Here is a 23,750-nt window from a genome sequence, read left to right as displayed (position 1 = left end):
ATGCTTAGAAGGTTTTGCAGTGCAGCACTTCTCTATGCTGAAATCTTTGGACCAAGCACCACAAACAATATTCGATGGCGAATTATCTTCCATTCAAACAGATATCTTAAAAGCATTGGCTTATTTAGCACTGTGCCATATGAAATACGGTGCAAGCTATGATCAAGTCACAGCCAACCATTTGTATGAGATCATTCAAAAGTTATCGCCTGCATTTTATGAAACTTTGAAAGTTAATCACACAGCTCAAAATGAACAGATCACATTTCAATATAACGAATACTTTGCCACCATTCATATCATCTTCCATCAAACAGATGAAGAAGCATTAAAAGCTGCATTAATAGCAATTAATCAGCTATTAGCTACGAAAGAATTCCCTAAAAGCTACCAGCTCACTTTTGAGATTGAATCAGATTATAAATTTGCAATATTGCCGATTAAAGATCTACCTATATGCGCGCCACATCAATTATTTGCAGAAACTGTGAAATATCCTGCATTGCATCCTTTAATGGTGGAATATATCCAATTAGCACAACATAAATGGCATGGTTATAACAATCCTGAATTGGAAGATCCTTGTGCAATGCCATCCACATTTGCTGTATTTGCCTTGGCATTATTGGATGAACAATATTTTGATATAGCGCTGCGTTATTTCAAAAATTCTGATGATGAGCATCAATGCATTCAAACACTCTTTACACCTGTATTTATGGAAAAATATGGCGTAACAAAGGCAAGCATCAAAGTTTATATTCAGTGCATTTTATCCATGCAAGAACACGAGCATTTTCCACTTTTTGCAGAACTGTTTTCAACTGATGAAGCTAAAGCATTACTAGAAGATAGCCGACAAAATATGCGTGAATACTATTTCACGGATGAAGATTGGGAAGATATGGATCTCGAAACGGATGAAGAGATCAATGAATTATTGGCTTATATGTGGGAATCTGTGCTTTACACAACCTACAATCAAACAGAATTCAGCTAACTTTCTTTGAATCAATCTTTAAAAAATCATCACATGTATTTAGCATCGCTCCCGCAGGGAGCGATATAGAACTATTCTTATAGTGATTTTAACTAGCCATAAATAAATCACTACGATCTTGATGGTTGGTTGCCATTTTCTTTAAGATGTAATTCAGCAAAACACCATATAAAGGCAAAAAGAATAACGCACAAATGATGATCTTAAACCCATAATCCACCATTGCGATCTCTTGCCAATTCGCTGCCATGAATGGATCTTCACTCATATAGAACGCAACGCTAAAGAATACAATTGTATCAATCAAGTTACCTGCAACTGCAGCAGCGCTCGGTGCAACCCACCATTTTTGTTGACGGCGTAAATAACTGAATACTGTAATATCCATCAATTGCCCAACTAAATAAGCAGAGAAACTCGCCAATGCAATACGTGCTACAAACATATTAAATTGAGAAAGCTCTCCCCACCCCATCCATTGACCTTTGAAGAATACCACAGATAAAACATACGAGATCAACAATGCTGGCATCATCACCACAAAAATAATCTTACGTGCAAGGGATGCCCCAAATACACGAATCGTTAAATCTGTGGTTAAAAAGATGAATGGAAACGTAAAAGCACCCCATGTTGTATGAAAGCCAAAAATCGTAAACGGTAACTGCACCAAATAGTTACTCGATGCAATGATTAAAATATGAAAAAACGATAATTGATACAAAGCGCGGCGGCGTTGTTCTGGTGTAAAACTATACATGACGTTCCTTTTCTGCTAGATATGTCGCTAATCCTTGTTCACGCAATTGGCAACTTGGGCACTGCCCACAACCGCCTTCCACACCTTCATAACAAGTGTGCGTATATTCTTGGATAAATTCTAATTGCCCCATTTGATCCGCCAAAGCCCATGTTTCAGCCTTGGTTAAATACATTAATGGCGTGATGATATTGAATTTATAATCCATCGCTAAATTAAGCGTCACATTCATGGATTTAATGAACACATCACGACAATCAGGATAGCCACTGAAATCGGTTTCACAAACGCCAATGATGATGTCTGTAATGCCATTTTCCTTAGCATGACAACCTGCCAACAATAGAAAAAGTGCATTGCGCCCTTCCACTATGCTATTGGGATAAGGTTCACCGTCACTGTGTTTAATTGCGACAGAATCATCCGTTAACGCGCTGTGCGTAACAGTTTTAATCACAGAAGTATCAATAAAAGTTTGAGCAACACCTAACTTTTCAGCAATGCGTTTAGATTTATCCAACTCAATTGCATGGCGCTGGCCATACTGAAAAGTAATCGCAGAAACGTTCTGCACGCCATAATCACGAATGGCTTGCAATAAGCAAGTGGTGGAATCTTGTCCGCCGGAAAAGATCACCAATGCCTTTTTTGAAGAAAGCATATTAATTCCTTAGTTTTTTAAAGTGGGAGGTTTTCGAACCACGAGGCGCTATTCTAACGCGCTTTCTAATAACATCAAGCTTTTTAGTCAATTATAGTTTTTGGCCAATAAAACTCGCAAGTTTGGCTAGTGTTTCTTCATTGCGGCGATAATATGTCCACTTCCCATTACGCACAGATTCTAATAATTCTGCTTTTTGCATCATGGATAAATATTGGGAAATCGTAGATTGGGACAAACCTGACTTTGTTTGGATATCACCCACACAAACACCACCTCTGAGCATCAATTTCTCATTGGTAGTATCAAAGTGTTTCTCAGGTTCTTTCAGCCACTGCAAAATCTCTAAACGTTTATCATTTGCAAGGGCTTTGAAAATTTCAACGATATCCATAGCGATTATCATAATATTAACTATTTCTATAGTCAAAGAATAGCGCAATCATTATAATCCCATCTGATTCAAGGCTTGATAAATACCTTCAGCCAACATTTTATAACCTGCTTGATTAGGATGAATTTGGTCATTTTTTAGATTCTCTTGCCCTAAAATATCTGAAAATATATTAGAGATCAGATTAATCTTCTCTTCTTTCGCCAATTCTTTATATAAATCAGCATCGCTCGGTTTACCTGTCAAAGCTGCCATTGCTGACAAACTAGGCACAGCCACCAATACAGGAATTGAACCATGAGCTTTCACACTTTGGATGATGGCTCTTAAATCTTCTTTGACAGCATTAGCATTACGTCTTTGCAGGAAATCATTCCCACCCAATTCGATGATCACTAATTTTGGATTATGTTCAGCCAGAGCGTTATCAATACGTAATTTTGCTTGGTCAGCGCGTTCACCATTAATCCCTGCATTGATCACATTCCAACGAGATAAATTAGCTAAAACTGTAGGATACGAATCTTGGGGTGCAACGCCATAGCCAAATGTCACGCTATCTCCAAATGCCAATACAGTTGCACCTGATGATAATCGATCATATTTCTGCGGTTTATCACCACAAGCCATCACAACAAAGCTTAATAACAATACCCAAAGATATTTCATCGATCTAAACCTTCACTAAAATAATATTTTTAGGAGCAATCCTAATCCCCACTGAATCGCCTTCATTCAATGTTTTAACATCCGCATGAATATTGGTTGATACAACTGTTTGGCTACCCACTTTTAATGTTACCTCGCAGCCATCTTGATCTGATTTATGGGTAATCACTTCACCCACAATGCAGTTCTCTGTTGCGCTCGGTACAACATCCACATTCGGTGCTTTGATGAGCAAGATAAAACGCCCATTTTCTTCAATCTCTAATAGCTTTGTGCTTTCATCTGTAATGGTTGCTTTTAAAATATGCTCTGCACCAATATCAAAATAGACATCATCATGAATCCCAAAAGATTCAATTTTGACAACCTTACCTGATAATTGATTCCGTGCACTTGTTTGGAAACGCAACTGTTGCAATAAATTAATGTCCGCTTCAAAGCTCTGTGAATACTGGCTCATGCTTTTCAAAAATGCTGAGTGAGCTTCTTGTATTAAATCAAAATGTTTAACTAATTGTAAACCGCGTTCTGTTAAACATGTGCCACCGCCACCCTTACCACCTGTCACACGAATAACTAAAGGTTCATTGGATAGATTATTCATTTTATTGATGGCATCCCAGGCAGCTTTATAGCTCATAGGCACAGCTTTTGCTGCATGAGTAATAGAGCCTGTATTTTGAATTTCCTTCAATAATTTAATCTGTTGTGGATTACCAAAATGAACACCTTCCGCTGTTAACCGGAGATCACCTTCAAAGTTAAACATTTGTCACCTCATAATCTGCCAATTGACGAATGCAGAGCTGGCGTAATTGATCAATCTCTGCATCATCTTTTAAGGCACGCTTAGGAATGATCATATAATGATCCGATGCATCATAAAACACCATGAACAATTTATCAGTTTCCAAATAAGCTGCGTAATCATCCCACGTAATTACTTCGGCAACCATGCCACATTCATAGATGATTTTTTCTTCAGAAAAAGTCAGTGTTTCCAACTCTCCTGCATTCACCATTTTATAAAAGTTACGGCGTACAATCCAACGCTTGGCATAACCTTGTTGCAACATGAATGCAATCACAGCGATGGTTCCGCCCAAAAAGAACTGACCAATCGCCATAAATGCCACTGCAATGAGCCACAACGCAATCTGCACATACAAATCCACTGAGCTTTTATTCAAAGCTTGGCGAAAAGCTTCATCTGCATGATAGTATTCTTCCAATGTTGCAATGTAGGCAACTTTAATCTGCATCCTATTTTCCTTCCATTACAATTGCTGACTCATATCGTACAATGCAAATCCTTGCGGCTCTATTTCAATATTTCTGCCCAAAGCTAATACCTTAAAGCGCTCCCCCATTTCAGCTGGTAAAACGAGTATTTGAATTGCCTGAGCGATTTTATACCATGCCATTTCATCACTGATTTGTGCTTTAGCTTCCGTGAGCATTCCTTCCAATCCATTGCCATACAAGAAATATGCTTGAGATGTATAACCTAAGAAATCCAAATCAGCTTCTAAGCCTGCCTCTGCCAACAAAGTGAAATCCACATTCGCAGTTAAATCCTGCAAGCCTTGGAATAATTCCCAGCTGTTATGCACGCGATGTTTAAAGTGAGCGATCAACGTGCCTTCTACACGTTCTTGCATATAATATTGTCGGCGACTGTAACCATAATCCACCATCAATACTGCGCCTTTAGCTAAAGTCTTTGTTAAATCTGCCAACCATGTTTTTACTATAGGGCAAAATTCACTAACATAGCCATCAGGCAAAATTATATTTTCTTTAGCTAGTTGCGCCATAAACTGTATTAACTGATCATCTTGACGATGCGCTACAGTAATAAACTGTGCTGTTGATTCATCATAACCCACATCGGCATAATAAGCTTTGCCATCTTGAATCGTAAATCGTTCCACTGGCAATGCATCCACAATTTCATTACCAATGATGCAACCTTGCCAAGCTTCTTTCGGTGGCTCATTTAGCCACATTACGCGATCAATCAAATCAGGATGTGCTTTAGCAATACTTTCGCGCTGTCTTTCTCGTAAAACAGGAGAGATTTCAATGATGTAATAATGCTCAGGTAATGCATTGATCTTTTTTAACTGCGTTAAAATATCTGTTGCCATCACACCTGTGCCTGCACCCACTTCCATAATAGAAGGTGATTTACACAATGCTAAAATTTCTGCAATTTGATTCGCTAAGCAAAATGAAAAATACTGAGAAATCATTGGTGCCGTCACAAAATCGCCTGATCGACCAAATTTTGGTAAAGCGCCTGTGTAATAACCAAGCTCAGGATGATATAAGCATTCTGCAAAATATTCGCTGAATGGAATTGAGCCATTGATTTTGATTTTCTCAACCAACAAATGCGCTAAACGCGCACTATGTGCGCGCTCATCATCAGTTAGCTCAGGAAGATCTAACTCAACCTTCATCGAACTGTTACCTCACCGTAACCACCTGAATGTCTTTTTACATGAACTTTTTGTCCCGGAAAAAGATCTTTAGGCTCTTTTAACATCACAACCATATAGCCTTGGTCTTCAATTTTTACACCAACTTCTTGTTGATTATCTTCACGAAGAATCACAGAAGAAACTTCACCATTGCCTGTATATGCTGATTTTTGATCTTCTGGTACAGGTGCATTTGCACAACCTACAATGATTAAACCTGCCAATATTGATGTTAAAAACTTAAACTTCACCATTACCTCCATTTTCTGTCGGTGCTTTTGTATTTCGTTGATATGATTTGCTGCGACCACGAGTATGCATATTGCGTGGACGACGGCGTTTATCAAATTTACGCTCAATCTTCTCTTCAGCCACTTGAACAAGTTCACTATTAGTATCAGATGTTTCCACTACATCTTCCACAATGAATACTGGTTCTTTTTCAATTTTTTCAGCCTGTTCTGTTTTCTCTATTTGATCTACTGATGAAGATTGCTCTGCTCTTGGTTTATTACGATTCTGATTACGAGATTTATTCGATGATTGATTTCTACTTGGCTTTTTAGGCTCTACCAATAAATCATCTTCCAACTGAATTGTTGGGATTCTCATCTCAATATATTCTTCAATATCAGGCAATGAATACACATATTCTTCACATGCAAAGCTAATCGCTGTACCATCTTCACCCGCACGCGCTGTACGGCCAATGCGGTGAACATAATCTTCTACGTCCTGTGGCAGATCATAGTTAATCACATGCGTAACATCAGAAATATGTAAGCCACGTGCTGCAACGTCCGTTGCCACCATAATAGAAATCTTACCATCTTTAAAATCACCCAATAAACGTTCACGTTTATTTTGTGGAATATCACCTGATAAAACGCCCACTTTATATTCATTCGCTGCTAAATAATTAGAGATTTCTTCAGCCACACGTTTTGTGTTCACAAAGATAATTGTGCGAGCTGGCTGTTCTTTTTTCAACACACCAAACAGCAATGAAATTTTATCTGGTGAACCTACGTGAATGAGATATTGCTTAATCTTATCAGCTGTCACATTGTCCGCTTCGATCTGAACTTTTTCAGGCATATCCATGTGCTCATACGCTAATTCTAAAACACGCTGAGAGAATGTTGCTGAGAAAAATAGATTTTGACGCTCTGTGACGCCTGGCATTTTTTTGAACAAATAACGAATGTCTGATATAAAACCTAAATCAAACATACGATCAGCTTCATCCAATACTACAACTTCAATCTCTTTAAGATTCAATTCGCCTTGCTTATAGAAATCTAAAATGCGGCCCACTGTACCAATCACAACATCCACATCAGATGCTAAATCACTGCGTTGTTTCTCGTAGCCTGTACCGCCATAAATACAGCTAAATTTTAAGCCTGTATAACGGCCTAACATTTCTGCATCTTCATAAATTTGAATCGCTAATTCGCGTGTTGGTGCCATGATGATGGCAAAAGGCCCGCGTTTACCTTGCTGAACTGGAACAGTCATCAAACGATTCAATGTAGCCAATAAAAACGCCGCACTTTTCCCCGTGCCCGTTTGTGCTTGGCCAACAACATCTCTACCTGCCAATAAAAGAGGTAATGATAAAGCTTGAATCGGTGTGCATTGCACATAATTGTTATCTTCTAACGCTTCTTGCAAAGATTCATCGAGCGGTAAATCCTTAAACATTATGTGACTTAATTCTGGTTTTGCCATGTGTGTCTTAACCTTTGAATGAGATGTGTATAAACAATTTTTACTAAAAGCGTTTAAACTTTAAATACAAACTATGCTTGTTATTTCTAACCAATTCCGTTTTAATAAACCAGAATCTTAGATAACAGACTAAAATTGTCTATTATAAATTATTTTAAGGAGTTTTATCATGAGTAATTACGTTAATGCAACAGATGCTACATTTGAAGCGGAAGTTTTGCAATCAGATCTACCAGTTTTAGTTGATTTTTGGGCTGATTGGTGTGGTCCTTGTAAAATGATTGGCCCACACGTTGAAGCAGCAGCTGAAACGTTTGCAGGTAAATTGAAAGTTGTAAAATTGGATGTTCAAAACAACCAAGCAATCGCAACTCAATTACAAATTCGTTCAATCCCTGCATTGATGATTTTCAAAAATGGTGAAGTTGTTGACCAACAAGTTGGCGCAATTCCTAAAGCTGCATTAGAAGCTTTCATCAACAAAAACATCTAATCCAGATACAGTTTTCACCAAAACAACAGATTCAAAAGGCAGATTTTTCTGCCTTTTTGTGCTGATGAAAATATATTTATTTTTTAGGAATATATCATGCCTAAATTTTCTTTGTACTATGTCATTTATTCAGTCATCGTTTCATTTTGTATGTCATTCATTATGTCTGGCACTGTAACATTCATCTCTATTGGTGCAAATGGACATTTCTTTTCAACATGGCTATTAAAATCCTTTCCACTCTCCTATATGATCGCCCTTCCTATTGCCCTTTTTGTCATACCAACATTAAGCCTTCCTGCAAAAAAAATTGCGGATTATATTGCTCTCAGGTTAGCTAAATAATATTTTTAATGATATTTCAATAGCAATGAGCGTTAAATGCCCTAAATTTCTATCTCTTCATTTTTCATCTATAATCCTAAGAGCTTTCCGCTATTGAACGATTCTCAAGGAGATGACAATGTCACAAAGATCTAGCATTACAATGAAAGGCAACCCAATCACATTAATGGGCACAGAAGCAGTTGTTGGACAAGAAGGCGCAAATTTCAGAGTGGTTGATATGGGCTTAAATCCTATCACTTTGGATAATTTTGACGGAAAAATTAAAATCATCTCTGTTGTGCCATCGATCGATACTGGCGTTTGCTCAATTCAAACTAAGCGTTTTGAAGAAGAAGCAAAAGCATTGGCAGATGTTGCTGTATTAACAATCTCTGTGGATTTACCATTTGCACAAAAACGCTTTGCAGATGAAAACTGCATTACTCATCAGAATCTATTGTCTGACTACCAAACGCATGATTTTGGTGTTGAATATGGCTTTGAGATCGAAGGCTTAGCATTGTTATCTCGTGGCATCGTTGTGTTAGATAAAAACAACATCATCCGCCATGTTGAATATGTTCAGGAAGTAACAAACGAACCTGATTATGACAAAGCATTGGACGTTGCAAAATCTTTGTAATTTTCTAGAAAACAGGCGTTAAAAAAGGCAGATTATCTGCCTTTTTTAACATACTAAGACCATTATCAAATATCCATCTCTTGGTTAGTATATCTAAATAAGAATATACATTTTTCAGAACAGATCACTACGTTATGGATATAGCTGGATAAAATAATGATAAAAGGATTGAAAAAGTGAATACAGAATTAACAATCACAAATGCAATAGAAAGACTCAATCAATATATTAACAAATTTTATGATAATCATGACTTCAACGATGCAAGAAAAGCAGGAGAAGTTTTTTGTAAAATATTACTATTAAATTCTGATAACGAAAACACTAGACAAATAGCAATAACGACTACCAAATTTAATACATTAATTGACTCTTTAACAACTAAAAATTTAAACATTATAGATACACATCTAAAAAGAATTAAAATAAACCTAAATATTATCCAACAATTAGGAAATATTGACTCGCATGATAATGCTGAAATAATGACACCAAGTGATAGAGATAGTGTTTCTCAAGCTATTAGTAATTTATTGAAATTAATTTTTAACTCTAAAGATAAAGTTTATATTGATGAAGAAATTCCTGATGAAATATACAGAATACTATATAAATCAGTTATAGCTGATGAAAACTGGAGGTGTGAAAAAATTCTCTCCGTCGTCTACCCTAATAGAAAAATTTTAGTGAACGAAAGAAGTAAAGGATTCGAATTTTATGCACTTGAAGAAGCTGATGGTCGAAATATAGGCCTATTATTCCTTGGTAGAAATATTAGTTTTAAAAAGGTTTTTGAACAAATTTTCCAATTACAAAATCTAAATAGCTTAACAAGCCTAACTTTTCTATTTCCTATAGAAATTAGTGAAACAACTGGCGTAGAGGTTAAAAATAGAAAAGAAAATATAGAAAAAATCTCTGCAGAATTTTTAAAAAAAACTCCTAATATTAAAGCATCATACGATTTTATTGAGGATTACATATGGGAAAAATGCTTATCCCAAGCGGCTAAAGAAATCATAGATGTTCCTGAAGAGCCTTATTTTATTGATCAAAAATTACACTCTAATAATGCCGATATACTTGGACTAGATTTTGTAAATGAACTAATTAATAATAAGTTAGATCAAAAAAAACCAATTTATATAATCTTTGGTGATGGTGGCGCTGGAAAAACTACATTTTGCGATCAAACTGTACAATTAATCAATGAGAAACAAAAAAAAGGATTAAAAAAGAAGGTTATTTTAATTTCTTCATTTGATGTCCCTGACAATATTTTAAATGAAAACCACTCAATTAACTCCATAGAAGCTTTATATAGTCTAGTTTCTGATGATGATAATAGTATCGATCAACATAGTCTAAATTTAAATATAAGCTCAGGAAATATTTTAGTAATTATTGACGGTTTAGATGAGATCTTATCCAAATTAAAAGAGCAATTTATCTTAGAAGAATTTATAGATTCTGTTAGAACTTTGAATGATACATACAAAAATTGCTCTGTTATTATTACTTCTCGCCCGATTACAAATAAGTCTTTAACAAATCCAGATGTATATATTTTTAATATTGATGGTTTCGATGATGATCTAATCGATAAGTATTTAGAAAAAAGATTTAAAGCTAGCGAAAATATTAATAAGTTCAAAAATAGTGCTAAGGAGTACATTGCTGAGCTACAAGAGAACTCTCAAATCACTCCTTTAATTCTAAGATTAGTGTGTGATTTAGTCGAAGAAGATTGCGAAAAATCATATTCTCATGACACACACAAATATTTCATGTTAGAAAATGCTCTTGATAAAATTATCTACCAATTAATGGAAAGAGAAATTGAAAAACAATCTCTTGGAATCGAAACTTGTGAACAATATTTTGAAATTCTAAAAGATATTATTTTTCAATATGATGGCAGAGTTAATGAAGATCAGTTGTTTGAATTAGTTGCCTTAACTCTAGCTGGCACTGGAATTGAATGCAACAAAGATATTGCTAAGAATTATCATACATCTAATTTATTGAGCAATAAAGATAAAAAACTATGTATTAAATATGATTCTTTAGAATTTTGGATTAAATCAAGATATTTATCATACTTAATAACTCATCATGATACAGAAAATGATGAAAGAATTATGCTCGAATTAGCACGTAGCTGTTATAGAGGCGGAATCTTAGCCGAAGATATTAAGAAATATATTAATAAAAATAGCCAATATGCAAAAAATATTATTCAAGAAATTAGTAATAATATTTCTCACAAAAGAAAAGAATTGGATAATCGCAAGATTATCTCAGCCCTGTTATATCTTGTTATTAAAGAACAAAATTCCAAATTAGAAACAACAGAGCAACTAATACAGTTATATAATATAAAACACGGAGAACTTATTAATAATTTATCTATATTTGGAGATTTTTTTCCTTTAGATTTTTCATTATTTAAAGTAAAAAATGGGTACTTTGATAATTATAGCTCCTTATCTAAAAGTAACATCCCCAGTAATGAAACGATTTTTTTTAGTAGCATTTTCAATAATTTTGATATTAAGCCATTTAGTAAGCAACAAATAACCAAAAGTAATTTTGATAGTGAATGTATATTGAATGAATTACGGTCATTAATTGACATTTCTGATCAACATGACAACAAATATAAAGAACATATTATCTCTGACCTAAAGAAAATTTTTAAAGTTGGTTTTAAAAATGGCATATTCGCGTGGAAATCAGAAGGTGTATATAAACAACAATGCGCTAGTTTAAAGAGCAAATATAATCTTATAGATTTAATCAATAAATTAGTTAATTATGATGTTTTGATAAAAGAATCAGCGAAACATGATACCTCTAAGGGATACAAAGTGAATGCCAATCATGCAAAAGAAGTAAAAGATTTTCTTACACAAAACTTAAAAAGTGAAAAGCTATCATATATTATTAACGATCTATGAATTATTAATTAAACAATCACATACTCTTCCTTAAATTACAGGAGGAGTATGCTCAAATCTGCATCTAGAAAATGGCTACTTTGCTTTCATATCCACAACCATTCGACCTTGGATTTTTCCTGCTTCCATTTCTTCAAAGATTGCATTCACATCAGCCAACTTACGCTTTTGCACAACTGGCACAACTAAGCCTTCTGCTGCAAATTGGAATGCTTCTGCTAAATCTTGGCGCGTGCCAACTAAACTACCAATCACTTCAATGCCATCTAACACTGTTTTAACAATTGCTAAATCCATAGTTTCTGGTGGCAAACCAACAGCAACTACTTTACCTGTAGCACGAAGTGAATCCACAGCCTGATTGAATGCAACTTTTGATACAGCCGTCACAACAGCCGCATGTGCACCACCAACATCTTCTTGAATCTGTTTAGCAACATCATCAATTTTTGATGAGTTATAAATCAAATCAGCACCGACTTCTTTTGCTAACTGCAATTTATCATCGTTGATATCAACAGCAATCACTTTAGCATTGAATACTTTCTTAGCATATTGCACGGCTAAGTTACCCAAACCGCCCACACCATAAATCGCAATCCATTGCCCTGCTTTCACATCTGCAACTTTTACTGCTTTATAAGTTGTTACACCCGCGCAAGTTACGCTACTTGCTTGGAATGAATCTAAGCCATCCGGCACTTTTACAGCATAATCCGCAGTGACTATACATTGCTCTGCCATTGCACCATCCACGGAATAACCTGCATTTTTCACGCTACGACAATAGGTTTCTTTGCCTGTAATACAATATTCACAAACGCCACAACCTTCAAAGAACCAAGCAACGCTCACGCGATCACCTACTTTTAAGCTTGTCACATCATCTGCAACTTTAGAAACCCTACCAATACCTTCATGCCCAAGCACTCTTCCTGGGACTTTACCAAAATCACCCTTTGCAACGTGCAAGTCAGTATGACAAACACCACAGCATTCTACATCTACCAATGCTTCACCAGCTTTTAATTCGCGAACTTCTAGCTCTTTAATTTCAACTTTACCGTCACTATTTTGATTTACAACTGCTGCTTTCATAAAGGCTCCTTTATTGTTGACATCAATCCAAATAAAACATATCCAATACTGATAATGATTATCATTTACAGTTGAATTTCTATCATACTACTAATTGAAAAAATAAATCAATAATTTAGCTTAAGCTATTTTCAAGAATCATGAATAAAAAACCTTTTATTAGATGATCACCATATTTTAGCGCTATAATATCCGACTTAAAATTTTCATCAGTCGAAAGGAAACACAATGGAGCTCAATTTACATTACGAAAAAATTGATGACCTCTTAACAAGATTGCACGATCTTAGGGGGTATCTTTGACTTTGATACAAAGTCAGAACGATTAACTGAAGTTCTTATGGAGCTTGAAAGCCCTGAAATTTGGAATGATCCAGAATATGCTCAAAAGCTCGGCAAAGAGCGCTCTTCCCTAGAAAATATTGTTTATGGTATTCGTGATCTAACTGCTCATTTAAACGATGCCAAAGATTTATTAGAACTCTGTGAAATGGAGAATGATGAAGATTCTCTTGAAGCAGTGTTGACTGATATTGCTAACTATGAAAAAGACGTTGAAGCATTAGAGTTCCGCCGTATGTTCTCTGGCGAATTAGATAGCGCAAGTGCATTTATGGATATTCAAGCAGGTGCTGGCGGTACCGAAGCACAAGATTGGGCCTCTATGGTGATGCGTATGTATTTACGTTGGGGCGAAGATAAAGGCTTTAAAACTGAAATTTTAGAAGAATCACCTGGCGATGTTGCGGGCTTAAAATCTGCCACAATCAAATTTGAAGGTGATCATGCTTATGGTTGGTTAAGAACGGAAACAGGAATTCACCGTTTAGTGCGTAAATCACCTTTCGACTCAAATAATAAACGTCACACATCATTCTGTGCTGTATTTATCTCCCCTGAAATTGATGACAATGTGGATATTGAAATCAATCCAGCAGATTTACGCATTGACGTTTATCGCGCATCAGGTGCAGGTGGTCAGCACGTTAACAAAACTGAATCTGCAGTACGTATTACACATTTACCAACGAATATCGTTGTACAATGCCAAAATGATCGCTCTCAGCACCGTAACAAAGAAGTCGCAATGAACCAATTGCGTTCTAAGTTGTATGAATTTGAAATGCAAAAGCGCCGAGAAGCTTCGGATGCTTTGGAAGATTCTAAGTCTGATGTGGGTTGGGGTAGCCAAATCCGCTCTTATGTATTGGATCAATCACGCATCAAAGATCTTCGTACTGGCTACGAAATGGGTAACACCCAAGCCGTCTTGGATGGTGATCTCGATGGCTTCATTGAAGCAAGCTTGAAATCAGGCCTGTAAAATACCACTAAAACTAAGCTCTTGTACTCCAAGAGCTTTTTCTTTTTACTTAATCTGTTTATCTTATGAAAATTTGTATCATTGGCCCATCCGGCGTGGGTAAAACAACCATTTCCCAACAATTATCTTGTAGACTCAATATCACTAATCATGAATTTGATGATATCTATTGGGATTTATCAAGTGAACAATACATCAAAAACTCACAAGATAATATCAATCATCGTATTCAAGAAATTATCCAACTAGACCAGTGGATTATGGAAGGCGCTTATGATCAACGATTACTCCCTTTCTTTCAGGAATCTACAACTATTTTGCGCATCAAAATTCCCTATTGGCTATGTGCTTTTCGTTTAATCATACGTTTTTTAGATGCTAAAATCACACATAAAAAACCAATAGAAACATGGAAAGACACAGTGAAGCTCCTTAAGTTTTCTAAAACATTTGATCGTAGATTAGATATATTCTTTCAGCATCACCCAGAACTCTCGCACAAGATGGTCATCGTCAAAGATTTTGATACTTGTATCCAAGCCATTCGATCAGCATAAAGAACGATTAGTCATTCCGGCCTAAAAATAACGTAAAACAATCTTTTTAAACGTCATTTATTGATCTAACTCAAATTGTACTGTATCGTACAGTATTATTTTTTCCAGCATAGGTTAAACGACACAATGAGGTTTAAAACAGTGAAACAGAAACAAATCCAACAGATAATATACCCAAGCATCATCTCAATCAGCATACTGATTTTATCAGCCTGCATGAGTGAAGCTGAAGATGCTGCGACCGAAACAATACAAACACCACCACAAGTAGGTGTTTATCAACTGACCGCAGAGAAACTAGAGCTAACAACAGATTTGCCAGGCAGAACAATTGCTTACCGTATCGCAGAAGTTCGCCCTCAAGTTAATGGTATTGTTGAAGAGCGTCTATTTAAAGAAGGAGCTTATGTAGAAAAAGCTGAGCAACTATATCAAATTGATGCCCGTCCCTATCAAGCACAACTCATCAAAGCAGAAGCTGAACTAGCTGTCGCACAACAATTAGAAAGCCGCTATCGAGAGCTTATGAAGAATCGAGCCATCAGTGAACAGCAATATGATGAAGCATACACCCAACTTAAACAAGCTGAAGCTGATGTCGAAGTAGCCAAAATCAATCTTCAATATACACAATTACTTTCCCCGATCAGTGGAAAAGTAAGTCGCTCTATGGTTTCAGAAGGTGCATTGGTCATGAATGGCCAACCGGAGCCTTTGGCTACAATTACACAATTAGATCCTATCTATGTAGATGTAACACAACCCGTCAATGCACAATTTAAATTACGAGATGATATCCAATCAGGATTGGTTGAACAAACTAGCAATAGCACACAAGTGAGTTTGTATTTAGAAAATGGTCGTCGTTATCCATTAACAGGTACACTTAATTTCTCAGAAGTACAAGTTAATCCTTCCACTGGAGCAATTACATTACGCGCTGAGTTCCCTAATCCTGATCATCTACTTTTACCTGGTATGTTTGTCCATGCTCGAATAGGTGAAGCTAGTCAGCCAGCAGCAATTTTAGCACCTCAACAAGGTATTACTCGTGATAGCCGTGGTGAAGCCATTGCTTATGTTGTGACTGATGATAACCAAGTTGAAATGCGAGAAGTGGAAACCATCCGAACCATTGGTGATCGTTGGTTAATTGGCAAAGGATTATCTGATGGTGACCAAATCATCACTGAAGGTCTACATTTTGTTCGCCATGGCTTAAAAGTCCAACCTATGCCTGCTAAAAATGTTACGCCTTTTATCTCTAATCCAGAATCAAAATAATATTTTGCTCAATAGTTAGTCAATACAAGGAATTTAAATTATGTCTCAGTTTTTTATTGGGCGGCCTATATTTGCTTGGGTGTTAGCAATAGTAACAATGTTGGCAGGTACATTTTCTGTTATCAACCTTCCCATTAGCCAATATCCAAATATTGCGCCACCTGCAATTATGATCAGTGGAATGTCACCCGGTGCATCCGCAGAAACAGTCCAAGATACAGTTGTACAAGTCATCGAACAACAAATGAGTGCTTTAGATGGCTATCGCTATATGTCATCTGCAAGTAATGTGGATGGTAGCTTTGAAATCACTATCACCTTTGAACAAGGTACAGATACTGACATTGCCCAAGTACAAGTACAAAACAAGCTACAACTGGCCATGCCAAATCTTCCCGAAGAAGTTCAAAGACAAGGTGTACAGGTCGTTAAATTTCAAATTAACTTTATTCAAGTTTTGGCCCTCCGAGATACCTCTGGCAATATGAATAACCATGATCTTGGTAACTATATTTCAACACATCTTCAAGATCCAATTTCTCGCATTGATGGTATTGGTGAATTGATGTTATTTGGTGCTAAAAATGCCATGAGAATTTGGCTAGATCCTGCAAAATTACATAGTTATCATTTAACACCTAATGATGTTGCTAATGCTATTCGTGCAGAAAATGTTCAAGTTTCATCTGGGCAATTAGGTGGATTACCAGCCAAAGCCAACACACAACTCAATGCAACCATTGTCAGTACCTCAAGAATGCGCACTGCTGAAGAGTTCAATGAAATTTTATTAAAAGTTAATTTAGATGGTTCACAAATTCGTTTAAAAGATGTTGCCGAAGTTAAAATTGGTGCAGATAACTATTCAATTTCTAGTCGCCATAATGGTGTAGAAGCAGCTGGTTTAGGTATTCGCTTAACACCTAAAGGTAATCTTTTAGATGTTGTCAAAGAAGTGGAAAAAATCGTTAAACAACAAGAGCCATTTTTCCCGCCCAATGTTGAATATATTTTTCCTTATGATACATCTCCATCAGTTAAAGCTTCTATTCAATCCGTTGTTTCCACTATTGTAGAAGCAATTATTCTTGTCTTTTTAGTGATGTATCTATTCTTACAAAATTTCAGGGCTACGTTGATTCCTACATTAGCAGTACCTGTTGTTATGCTTGGTACATTTGCCATATTGCCACTTTTTGGTATGAATGTGAATGTATTGACCATGTATGCAATGGTTCTAGCCATTGGGCTATTAGTGGATGATGCTATTGTTGTCGTTGAAAATGTGGAAAGATTGATGCATGAAGAACATTTATCACCTAAAGAAGCTACACAAAAATCTATGACACAAATTCAAGGTGCACTTGTCGGTATAGGATTAGTTCTATCCGCAGTGTTTGTACCTATGGCATTTTTTGGTGGTTCTGCAGGCACAATTTATCGACAATTCTCAGTTACCATTGTGACAACTATGTCATTGTCGGTGATTACAGCACTGATCTTCACACCAGCGTTATGTGCAACTATTTTAAAACCTGTCACCCACAATGCATTAGAACGCAAAGGATTTTTTGGTTGGTTTAACCGAATGTTTGATCGTGGTAGTTATCGTTTTGAAAGTGGTGCGGCTGGGATTGTTCGTCGTCCTGCAAGATCATTAATTGTATTTGTATTTATATCTATTGCAACAGGCTTATTATTTACACAAATACCTAAGGCGTTTTTACCCAATGAAGACCAAAATGTTTTAATTCTTGAAGTTCGTTTACCTGCAAATGCAACTGCAGAGCGCACAGAAGCCATTCTAGATGATGTTCGTAATTATCTATTAACCGAAGAAGCTGATAATCTGCATACAATCTTTTCTGTCAATGGCTTCAATTTTGCGGGCCGTGGCCAAAACTCTGCCCTTGCTTTTATTAATCTTAAAGATTGGTCAGAAAGACCTAATGCGGATCAATCTGCCTTTGCAATTGCAGAACGTGCTCAAAAATATTTTTCAACCATTCGAGATGGTATGGTATTAATCTTTCCACCACCTGCCATTATGGAAATGGGTAATGCGATGGGCGTTAACTTCTTTTTACAAGATACTGTCGGTTTAGGGCATGAAGCATTGATGGATGCACGCAATCAATTCCTACAATTAGCAGCACAAAGCCCAATTTTGGCTAATTTCCGTCCTAATGGCAAAGAAGATGAACCTCAATACCGCGTTACAATTGATAAAGAGCGAGCACGTGCATTACAATTAGATTTATCTGAAATCAATGACACGATGACAACAGCATGGGGATCAATCTATGTGAATAACTTTATTGATCAAGGACGTGTCAAAAGAGTGTATTTACAAGGCAACCAAAATTCACGCTCAGCACCTGAAGATTTTGAAAAATGGCATGTACGTAATCAGCTAGGTGAAATGATTCCTTTTAATAGTTTCGCGAAAGGAGAATGGATCATTGGTTCACCTAAATTAGAGCGTTATAATGGGCTATTATCCATTGAGATTTTGGGAGAACCTGCACCAGGCTACAGCACAGGCGATGCTATGATTGAAATTGCGCGCATCATGCAACAGCTACCGAATGGCATTGAACATAGTTACACTGGATTATCTTATGAAGAGATTAAAACGGGTGATCAATCCATCCTACTCTATTCCATCACTGTACTCATGGTATTTTTATGCTTAGCAGCTTTATATGAAAGCTGGACCGTACCAATTTCAGTCATAATGGTTGTTCCATTGGGTATTTTAGGTGCTGTTGCTGCAACATTACTGCGTGGATTAACTTCTGATGTTTATTTCCAAATTGGGCTAATGACTACAGTTGGACTCACAGCCAAAAATGCAATCTTGATTGTAGAATTCGCACGAGAGTTATATGAAAAAGAAGGCAAACCTCTGTTACAAGCAGCAACAGAAGCATCACGTTTAAGACTTCGTCCTATCATTATGACATCCTTAGCCTTTACATTAGGTGTTACACCTATGGCAATTTCAACTGGTGCAGGCGCAGGTAGCCAACATTCATTAGCGACTGGAGTGATTGGCGGCATGATTTCGGCAACAATTTTAGCTGTATTTTTTGTGCCGTTATTCTACGTGGTTGTCGTGAAATTATTTGAATTTAAACGAAAATTATAGCTAAGTGATTGGCTCTACTATATCATCTCAAAGCCTTAATGATACCCTCATTAAGGCTTTTTGTGATCAATGCACTGTTGTTGATGAATATAAAGGCTCATCATAGTGACGCACATTTCAATTTGTGACTCAATTTGTTTTGGTTCAGGTTGAAAATCAGAGTAACTCAATGCCTTAATGAATAATTCACCTTTCAACATTTCTAAAAATTGTCCAGCAATCTGATTAATCTCCTTCTCACTTAAGTTGAGATTTAATTGAGCCAGCTCTTCTGCTAAAAGATTAAAACTACGTTGTGGACCTCGTGTAAAAAATGCGTCGCCCAACTCAGGAAACTTAGGAGTTTCAGAAACAATTAAACGAAATAAAGCAATCGCTTTAGGGCTAATAATATTGGTAATAAATTTAGTGCCAACATATTTAAGTGTACCTTCCACTGTACGCACTTTGGGCTGGCTATTGACAACATCATCAAAAATCTCTTCAATCATTGATTCTATCACTGCTGAAAATATACCTTCTTTACCGCCAAATTGACTATATAACGTTGAACGCGATCCACCTGATTGCTCAATAATCATATCCAAAGTCGTTGCCTCAAAACCAAATTTTAGGAACAATGCTTCTGCCGAACGAATCATCCCCATTCGTCTTTGATGCCCTCGATGTGTAAGAGAAGTTTTTTCAGCCATAGTTTGTAATATTGATTAAAAGATTGATGTATCATACTATCATGCTCAACTTAGATTGAATACCTAGATGCACTCTCTTCATTGCCTGTTATTCTATTAATCTTTCTTGCAAGTATTAATCCCAAACAATGTATAAAATGGACAAAAACGGATGGCACCAGCCAAGATTGGTACTAAACCAACTAATCCCCATAAAGTTTTTGGTCCCCAAAAAATTAAGCTCAATAAAAATAAACCAACAATAAAACGAATTACCATATCTGTTGTGCCAATATTTTTTTTCATCATTATTTTCTCCTAAATTAATATTATATTTTTAAATTACCATTAGTAACTTAAATTTATCATAACACAAATTATTTAAGATAATGACAAGAAATATCGTTATTTTAATTTAGAAAATTTTTCTGCACTGTGTTCAAACGAACGGTTAGATAACACTTTAGCTAAGCGACTAATGGGTGGTAAATCTAGTGTTGCCTGCATTTTATTATTTTGCGTTTTAGTAATTTTTACTTTGCAGTAAATTAAACCGCTGTGAATGCCCAATTCTTCTTTCTCTTGCTTTAAAGCCATCGCAGTTTCTGTTTTCAAATACCCCACAGGCATACCATTGATCAATATACGATGCTGAGCATGATTATCTCGACTCAATATATTCTGTGTGATCATCCCATCCATAATATTCACCGTTTCAGTTGATCCTGCTGTGAGAATATGCAAATTTTCTTGATGCACTTTTTCAGTGTCTAAATCTTCATTAAAAGCGCCGTTTGCACACACATAAAAAATATTACCAGAGCCAATATGCTTTTTTCTGAATGAAAAAAAGAGTTTATAAACAATCGCAGATATTACCGCCATAATGGCCAAAAGCCCTAAGATTTTTAACATGGTTACTCCGATTGCGATCTTGCCCTAAAACGATGATGGTAATCAATATTGAGGATCGTTACAATGGCAAACTCTTCTCAACCCATTACTTTCGAGCAAATCATGACTCAAACCATTACTTTTATTGATAGCGCATATCCTGAGCCACATAATCTACGTGAATTTGTTTGGTCAGGTCGATTAGATGATCAGGGCAAATTATGGTTTGACTTGCATTTAATTAGTAAAGATTACTATGCCAATGAACCTGATGATATTGAGGATGAAGAAGAGGAGGATGATGAATATACAAGTCTAGCTTACTGGCAAGCAAAAGATCTTTGGAATAATTATCATAAATGTATTCTTTCATCCACTTATTGGTCAGATGAGCAAGGTTTTCTAGTGGGTGATGCTAATAATCCTTTTGATTTTTCAGCACTCAATGGCACAATATTTCACATTGATGCAGAACCATCTTTAGAAGATGAAGAATCTGCTTTTAGCATTTATCTTGCAGGGCACGATGCTTGTGCCAATCATAAAATCTCATTTAACCAACAATCTGATGAAAAGTTTCATATTCTTTGGCAAGGTGATATTGCACTGTTTTACAGCGGATTCACAGAATTCATTCATCAATTTAAAGCAGATTTAAATGATGTCGCTTTTGATGGTTTTTACTTCCCGAAAGATTGGGATTTAGATAAAGCCATAGTAGAATTCAAAAAAGTGTTAACAGATTTTGAAAACTATGAGTTTGTTGTGATTAATCCTAAACATCATTTCCCGCAATATAAATTAATGAGAATTTAACACAATAAAAAACCACTGAATCTACAGTGGTTTTGATTCTAATCTTAATTAATAATCCCTAAATGATCGCCCTGACATTTGAGCCTTTTTAATTTTTTGATCTGTTGAATATTGCGACAACGCATAAACCGACCAAATCACCGCAGGCAACCAACCAATAATGGTTAATTGCAGAATTAAACAGACAATTCCCGCAATTGGGCGACCGATCGTGAAAAACTGTAACCAAGGCAATAAAAATGCCAACAATAAGCGCATTACTCTTCCTTCTATTTAACTATAACTCGATAAAAACTCATCAATCACTGGCTGAAAATATGGTGCCATTCGTTGTTTCTCAAAGTATGATGATAACGCTTTTTCATGGTTGGGTTGATTGAAATCTTTAGAGATACTGATTAAAGCAGCATCATCCACAACCCAGCGCTTTGGCATATTATGTTCAATGGCAACCTCCTCCCTTCTCTTAGCTAAAACTTTCAATAATTGCAGACGCTTTCCGCGTAAAGTTTTGCGTGCTTTAACTTTCATCCAAGCCATTTCAGGATTAGGAGCATATTTTTCCACTAAATATAATGCTTCTGTTTTATCCCCAAAAATACGTTGCTCTTCTTTGGTTTCGATCTTATCTTTCATCAATAAATAAAGATCATACAGATAGGTGACATCATCGTACGCATAATCAATTTGATTCTGTGATAAAGGTCGTTTTTCCCAGTCTGTACGCGTTTCTGTCTTTTCTAATAAAACATTTAAACGCATTTCCACAGTATCTTGATAACTCATTAGGTGATCTGCACCCAAAACAGTTTCTGCAATTTGCGTATCAAAGATTGGTTTAGGAATCAGGCTAAAGGTCGTATAAAGCGTTTCTAAATCTTGACTCGCTGAATGGAAAATCTTAATAATTTTTGGATGTGTAAAAATGGATAACAATGGTTCAAAATCACTAATGGCCAATGGATCAATACAAATCGCTTCTTTATCTGTCGCTAATTGTACTAAACATAATTTTGAAAAATAGGTACGAAATCGCATAAATTCTGTATCTACTGCTATTGCTGTTAAATCATGTTGACTGGCCACCCAGTTTTTTAATGCTTCATCGCTATCGATGAAAAGATATTTTCTAGCCATGCTGTCCAGTTATTTTAAAAACATGCCAAAATTATAGAGTAAATTCCACAATATCAAAGATTATTTTTATAAAGGTGCGTTCTAGTATAGAATTAGCACTATTTACCGACTTACTTTGCATGGAAATGATGATGAAAAAGAGAGTAATGCAGATCAGCAGTCTATTATTCATGGTTGGCATTGTGTCAGCATGTTCAAATATGCCAGGTTTACATAAAACTGTAATCTTACAAGGCAACCAAGTTGAGGATACGCGTTTAGAGCAAATCCAACCCGGCATGGCGCAAGTGGATGTTCAACGTATTTTGGGAACACCACTCGTTCGTGATGCTTATCATCCTGATGTTTGGCACTATACTTTCATGAGCACATTATCAACAGGTGAACAAATTGCACATCAAAATGTTAAAGTCACATTTGATAAGAATAAGAAAGTTCAATCTGTTGAAAGAATCCAATAATAAGAGGAAACACTATGCTTCATAAAGGTATTGGTTTAGTTGCACATGACCAAAAAAAGATTGAATTAGTAGAATGGATCAAACCACACTATGATTTTTTTAAAGAATTTCCTCTTTATGCAACTGGTACTACAGGTAAAATAATTTTAGAATCTTATCCTGATTTAAATTTAACACGTTTAAAAAGTGGACCATTGGGTGGTGATCAACAGTTAGGCTCATTAATCTGC

The 23,750-nt window shown here is 36.0% G+C and carries 26 protein-coding genes, 1 pseudogene and 1 riboswitch; of the genes and pseudogenes, 12 read left to right on the top strand and 15 right to left on the bottom strand.

The features are described 5' to 3' along the window. A partial coding sequence (locus tag BZK14_RS03655) for a DUF6138 family protein (RefSeq protein ID WP_216350013.1) occupies positions 1–1,000 on the top strand: 1,000 nt, incomplete at its 5' end. An 88-nt stretch (positions 1,001–1,088) separates the two neighbouring features. Here the strand turns inward: BZK14_RS03655 and BZK14_RS03650 are convergent. From BZK14_RS03650 to BZK14_RS03610, 9 genes are all read right to left on the bottom strand, one after another. Then, positions 1,089–1,760 (bottom strand): 7-cyano-7-deazaguanine/7-aminomethyl-7-deazaguanine transporter, encoded by a 672-nt coding sequence (locus BZK14_RS03650; RefSeq protein WP_077925231.1) that lies wholly within the window; start codon positions 1,758–1,760, stop codon positions 1,089–1,091. Then, complete coding sequence (queC, locus tag BZK14_RS03645) at positions 1,753–2,421, bottom strand: 7-cyano-7-deazaguanine synthase QueC (RefSeq protein ID WP_077925230.1); 669 nt, start codon at positions 2,419–2,421, stop codon at positions 1,753–1,755. The genes BZK14_RS03650 and queC overlap by 8 nt, the downstream gene beginning before the upstream one ends. Positions 2,422–2,424: 3 nt before the next feature. Next, positions 2,425–2,469, bottom strand: a riboswitch (PreQ1 riboswitch). A 43-nt stretch (positions 2,470–2,512) separates the two neighbouring features. Beyond that, positions 2,513–2,815 carry an ArsR/SmtB family transcription factor gene (locus tag BZK14_RS03640; RefSeq protein ID WP_077925229.1) on the bottom strand — a complete coding sequence of 101 codons (303 nt, stop codon included), beginning with the start codon at positions 2,813–2,815 and terminating at the stop codon, positions 2,513–2,515. Positions 2,816–2,866: 51 nt separating this feature from the next. Further along, complete coding sequence (locus BZK14_RS03635; RefSeq protein WP_077925228.1) at positions 2,867–3,484, bottom strand: GDSL-type esterase/lipase family protein; 618 nt, start codon at positions 3,482–3,484, stop codon at positions 2,867–2,869. Positions 3,485–3,488: 4 nt separating this feature from the next. Continuing rightward, a complete protein-coding gene (locus tag BZK14_RS03630; RefSeq protein WP_077925227.1) occupies positions 3,489–4,253 on the bottom strand; it encodes a TOBE domain-containing protein in 765 nt (254 codons plus the stop codon). Further along, entirely contained in the window at positions 4,246–4,746 is a 501-nt protein-coding gene (locus BZK14_RS03625; RefSeq protein ID WP_077925226.1) for a YcxB family protein, read from the bottom strand. Before BZK14_RS03625 ends, BZK14_RS03630 begins: the two co-directional genes overlap by 8 nt. Before the next feature lie 15 nt (positions 4,747–4,761). Then, a complete protein-coding gene (locus BZK14_RS03620) occupies positions 4,762–5,949 on the bottom strand; it encodes a class I SAM-dependent methyltransferase (RefSeq protein ID WP_077925225.1) in 1,188 nt (395 codons plus the stop codon). Then, the gene (locus BZK14_RS03615; RefSeq protein ID WP_245831146.1) at positions 5,946–6,224 is read right to left on the bottom strand and encodes a hypothetical protein; all 279 of its coding nucleotides are present in this window, start codon (positions 6,222–6,224) and stop codon (positions 5,946–5,948) included. The genes BZK14_RS03620 and BZK14_RS03615 overlap by 4 nt, the downstream gene beginning before the upstream one ends. Continuing rightward, positions 6,211–7,704, bottom strand: coding sequence for a DEAD/DEAH box helicase (locus tag BZK14_RS03610; RefSeq protein ID WP_077925224.1), 1,494 nt, complete (start codon positions 7,702–7,704; stop codon positions 6,211–6,213). The genes BZK14_RS03615 and BZK14_RS03610 overlap by 14 nt, the downstream gene beginning before the upstream one ends. Before the next feature lie 169 nt (positions 7,705–7,873). Between BZK14_RS03610 and trxA the strand changes: the two genes are divergently transcribed. From trxA to BZK14_RS03590, 4 genes are all read left to right on the top strand, one after another. Then, positions 7,874–8,197 carry a thioredoxin gene (gene trxA / locus BZK14_RS03605; RefSeq protein WP_077925223.1) on the top strand — a complete coding sequence of 108 codons (324 nt, stop codon included), beginning with the start codon at positions 7,874–7,876 and terminating at the stop codon, positions 8,195–8,197. A 96-nt stretch (positions 8,198–8,293) separates the two neighbouring features. Beyond that, positions 8,294–8,542, top strand: coding sequence for a DUF2798 domain-containing protein (locus BZK14_RS03600; RefSeq protein WP_077925222.1), 249 nt, complete (start codon positions 8,294–8,296; stop codon positions 8,540–8,542). A 118-nt stretch (positions 8,543–8,660) separates the two neighbouring features. Next, the gene (tpx, locus tag BZK14_RS03595) at positions 8,661–9,167 is read left to right on the top strand and encodes a thiol peroxidase (RefSeq protein ID WP_077925221.1); all 507 of its coding nucleotides are present in this window, start codon (positions 8,661–8,663) and stop codon (positions 9,165–9,167) included. Positions 9,168–9,343: 176 nt separating this feature from the next. After that, positions 9,344–12,127 carry an NACHT domain-containing protein gene (locus BZK14_RS03590; protein WP_077925220.1) on the top strand — a complete coding sequence of 928 codons (2,784 nt, stop codon included), beginning with the start codon at positions 9,344–9,346 and terminating at the stop codon, positions 12,125–12,127. Positions 12,128–12,202: 75 nt separating this feature from the next. Here BZK14_RS03590 and adhP read toward each other — a convergent pair whose 3' ends face one another. After that, entirely contained in the window at positions 12,203–13,225 is a 1,023-nt protein-coding gene (adhP, locus tag BZK14_RS03585; protein ID WP_077925219.1) for an alcohol dehydrogenase AdhP, read from the bottom strand. A 228-nt stretch (positions 13,226–13,453) separates the two neighbouring features. Here adhP and prfB point away from each other — a divergent pair. The 4 genes from prfB to BZK14_RS03565 all read left to right on the top strand — a co-directional run bounded on the left by prfB (position 13,454) and on the right by BZK14_RS03565 (position 19,541). After that, positions 13,454–14,549 (top strand): peptide chain release factor 2 gene (gene prfB, locus BZK14_RS03580; RefSeq protein ID WP_143691309.1). Its coding sequence is split into 2 segments (ribosomal slippage): positions 13,454–13,525 and positions 13,527–14,549, totalling 1,095 coding nucleotides; the frame shifts between segments, so codons are not numbered across the junction. Positions 14,550–14,614: 65 nt separating this feature from the next. Further along, positions 14,615–15,106, top strand: a complete 492-nt coding sequence (locus BZK14_RS03575) for an AAA family ATPase (RefSeq protein WP_077925217.1) — start codon at positions 14,615–14,617, stop codon at positions 15,104–15,106. 141 nt (positions 15,107–15,247) lie between these two features. Next, a complete protein-coding gene (locus BZK14_RS03570) occupies positions 15,248–16,390 on the top strand; it encodes an efflux RND transporter periplasmic adaptor subunit (protein WP_245831145.1) in 1,143 nt (380 codons plus the stop codon). A gap of 40 nt (positions 16,391–16,430) precedes the next feature. After that, positions 16,431–19,541, top strand: a complete 3,111-nt coding sequence (locus BZK14_RS03565) for an efflux RND transporter permease subunit (RefSeq protein ID WP_077925215.1) — start codon at positions 16,431–16,433, stop codon at positions 19,539–19,541. A gap of 50 nt (positions 19,542–19,591) precedes the next feature. On the opposite strand, the gene BZK14_RS03560 is transcribed toward BZK14_RS03565, so the two are convergent. The 3 genes from BZK14_RS03560 to BZK14_RS03550 form a co-directional block, all read right to left on the bottom strand. Further along, the gene (locus BZK14_RS03560) at positions 19,592–20,233 is read right to left on the bottom strand and encodes a TetR/AcrR family transcriptional regulator (protein ID WP_077925214.1); all 642 of its coding nucleotides are present in this window, start codon (positions 20,231–20,233) and stop codon (positions 19,592–19,594) included. Between the two features lie 96 nt (positions 20,234–20,329). Continuing rightward, positions 20,330–20,521: a YgaP family membrane protein gene (locus BZK14_RS03555; RefSeq protein WP_281249064.1), complete on the bottom strand. Its 192-nt coding sequence runs from the start codon at positions 20,519–20,521 to the stop codon at positions 20,330–20,332. Positions 20,522–20,617: 96 nt separating this feature from the next. After that, positions 20,618–21,127 carry a hypothetical protein gene (locus tag BZK14_RS03550; protein WP_077925213.1) on the bottom strand — a complete coding sequence of 170 codons (510 nt, stop codon included), beginning with the start codon at positions 21,125–21,127 and terminating at the stop codon, positions 20,618–20,620. A 63-nt stretch (positions 21,128–21,190) separates the two neighbouring features. On the opposite strand from BZK14_RS03550, the gene BZK14_RS03545 reads away from it, so the two are divergent. Further along, positions 21,191–21,922, top strand: coding sequence for a hypothetical protein (locus tag BZK14_RS03545; protein WP_245831144.1), 732 nt, complete (start codon positions 21,191–21,193; stop codon positions 21,920–21,922). 48 nt (positions 21,923–21,970) lie between these two features. On the opposite strand, the gene BZK14_RS03540 is transcribed toward BZK14_RS03545, so the two are convergent. Together BZK14_RS03540 and BZK14_RS03535 are read right to left on the bottom strand one after the other, a co-directional pair. Further along, positions 21,971–22,180 (bottom strand): YqaE/Pmp3 family membrane protein, encoded by a 210-nt coding sequence (locus tag BZK14_RS03540; RefSeq protein WP_077925212.1) that lies wholly within the window; start codon positions 22,178–22,180, stop codon positions 21,971–21,973. A 15-nt stretch (positions 22,181–22,195) separates the two neighbouring features. Beyond that, on the bottom strand, positions 22,196–23,059 hold the full coding sequence (locus BZK14_RS03535; RefSeq protein ID WP_077925211.1) for a ribonuclease D: 864 nt from the start codon (positions 23,057–23,059) through the stop codon (positions 22,196–22,198). A 131-nt stretch (positions 23,060–23,190) separates the two neighbouring features. On the opposite strand from BZK14_RS03535, the gene BZK14_RS03530 reads away from it, so the two are divergent. Next, on the top strand, positions 23,191–23,520 hold the full coding sequence (locus BZK14_RS03530) for an outer membrane protein assembly factor BamE (RefSeq protein WP_077925210.1): 330 nt from the start codon (positions 23,191–23,193) through the stop codon (positions 23,518–23,520). 14 nt (positions 23,521–23,534) lie between these two features. After that, positions 23,535–23,750, top strand: a pseudogene (locus BZK14_RS03525) (methylglyoxal synthase); the annotation flags it as partial.

Origin of the sequence: Wohlfahrtiimonas larvae (genome assembly GCF_002006755.1) — a bacterium.
In the GTDB taxonomy this organism is placed as follows: domain Bacteria; phylum Pseudomonadota; class Gammaproteobacteria; order Cardiobacteriales; family Wohlfahrtiimonadaceae; genus Wohlfahrtiimonas; species Wohlfahrtiimonas larvae.
Note: the sequence above shows the minus strand (reverse complement) of the source record. Positions and strands in the feature narration are given on the sequence as shown.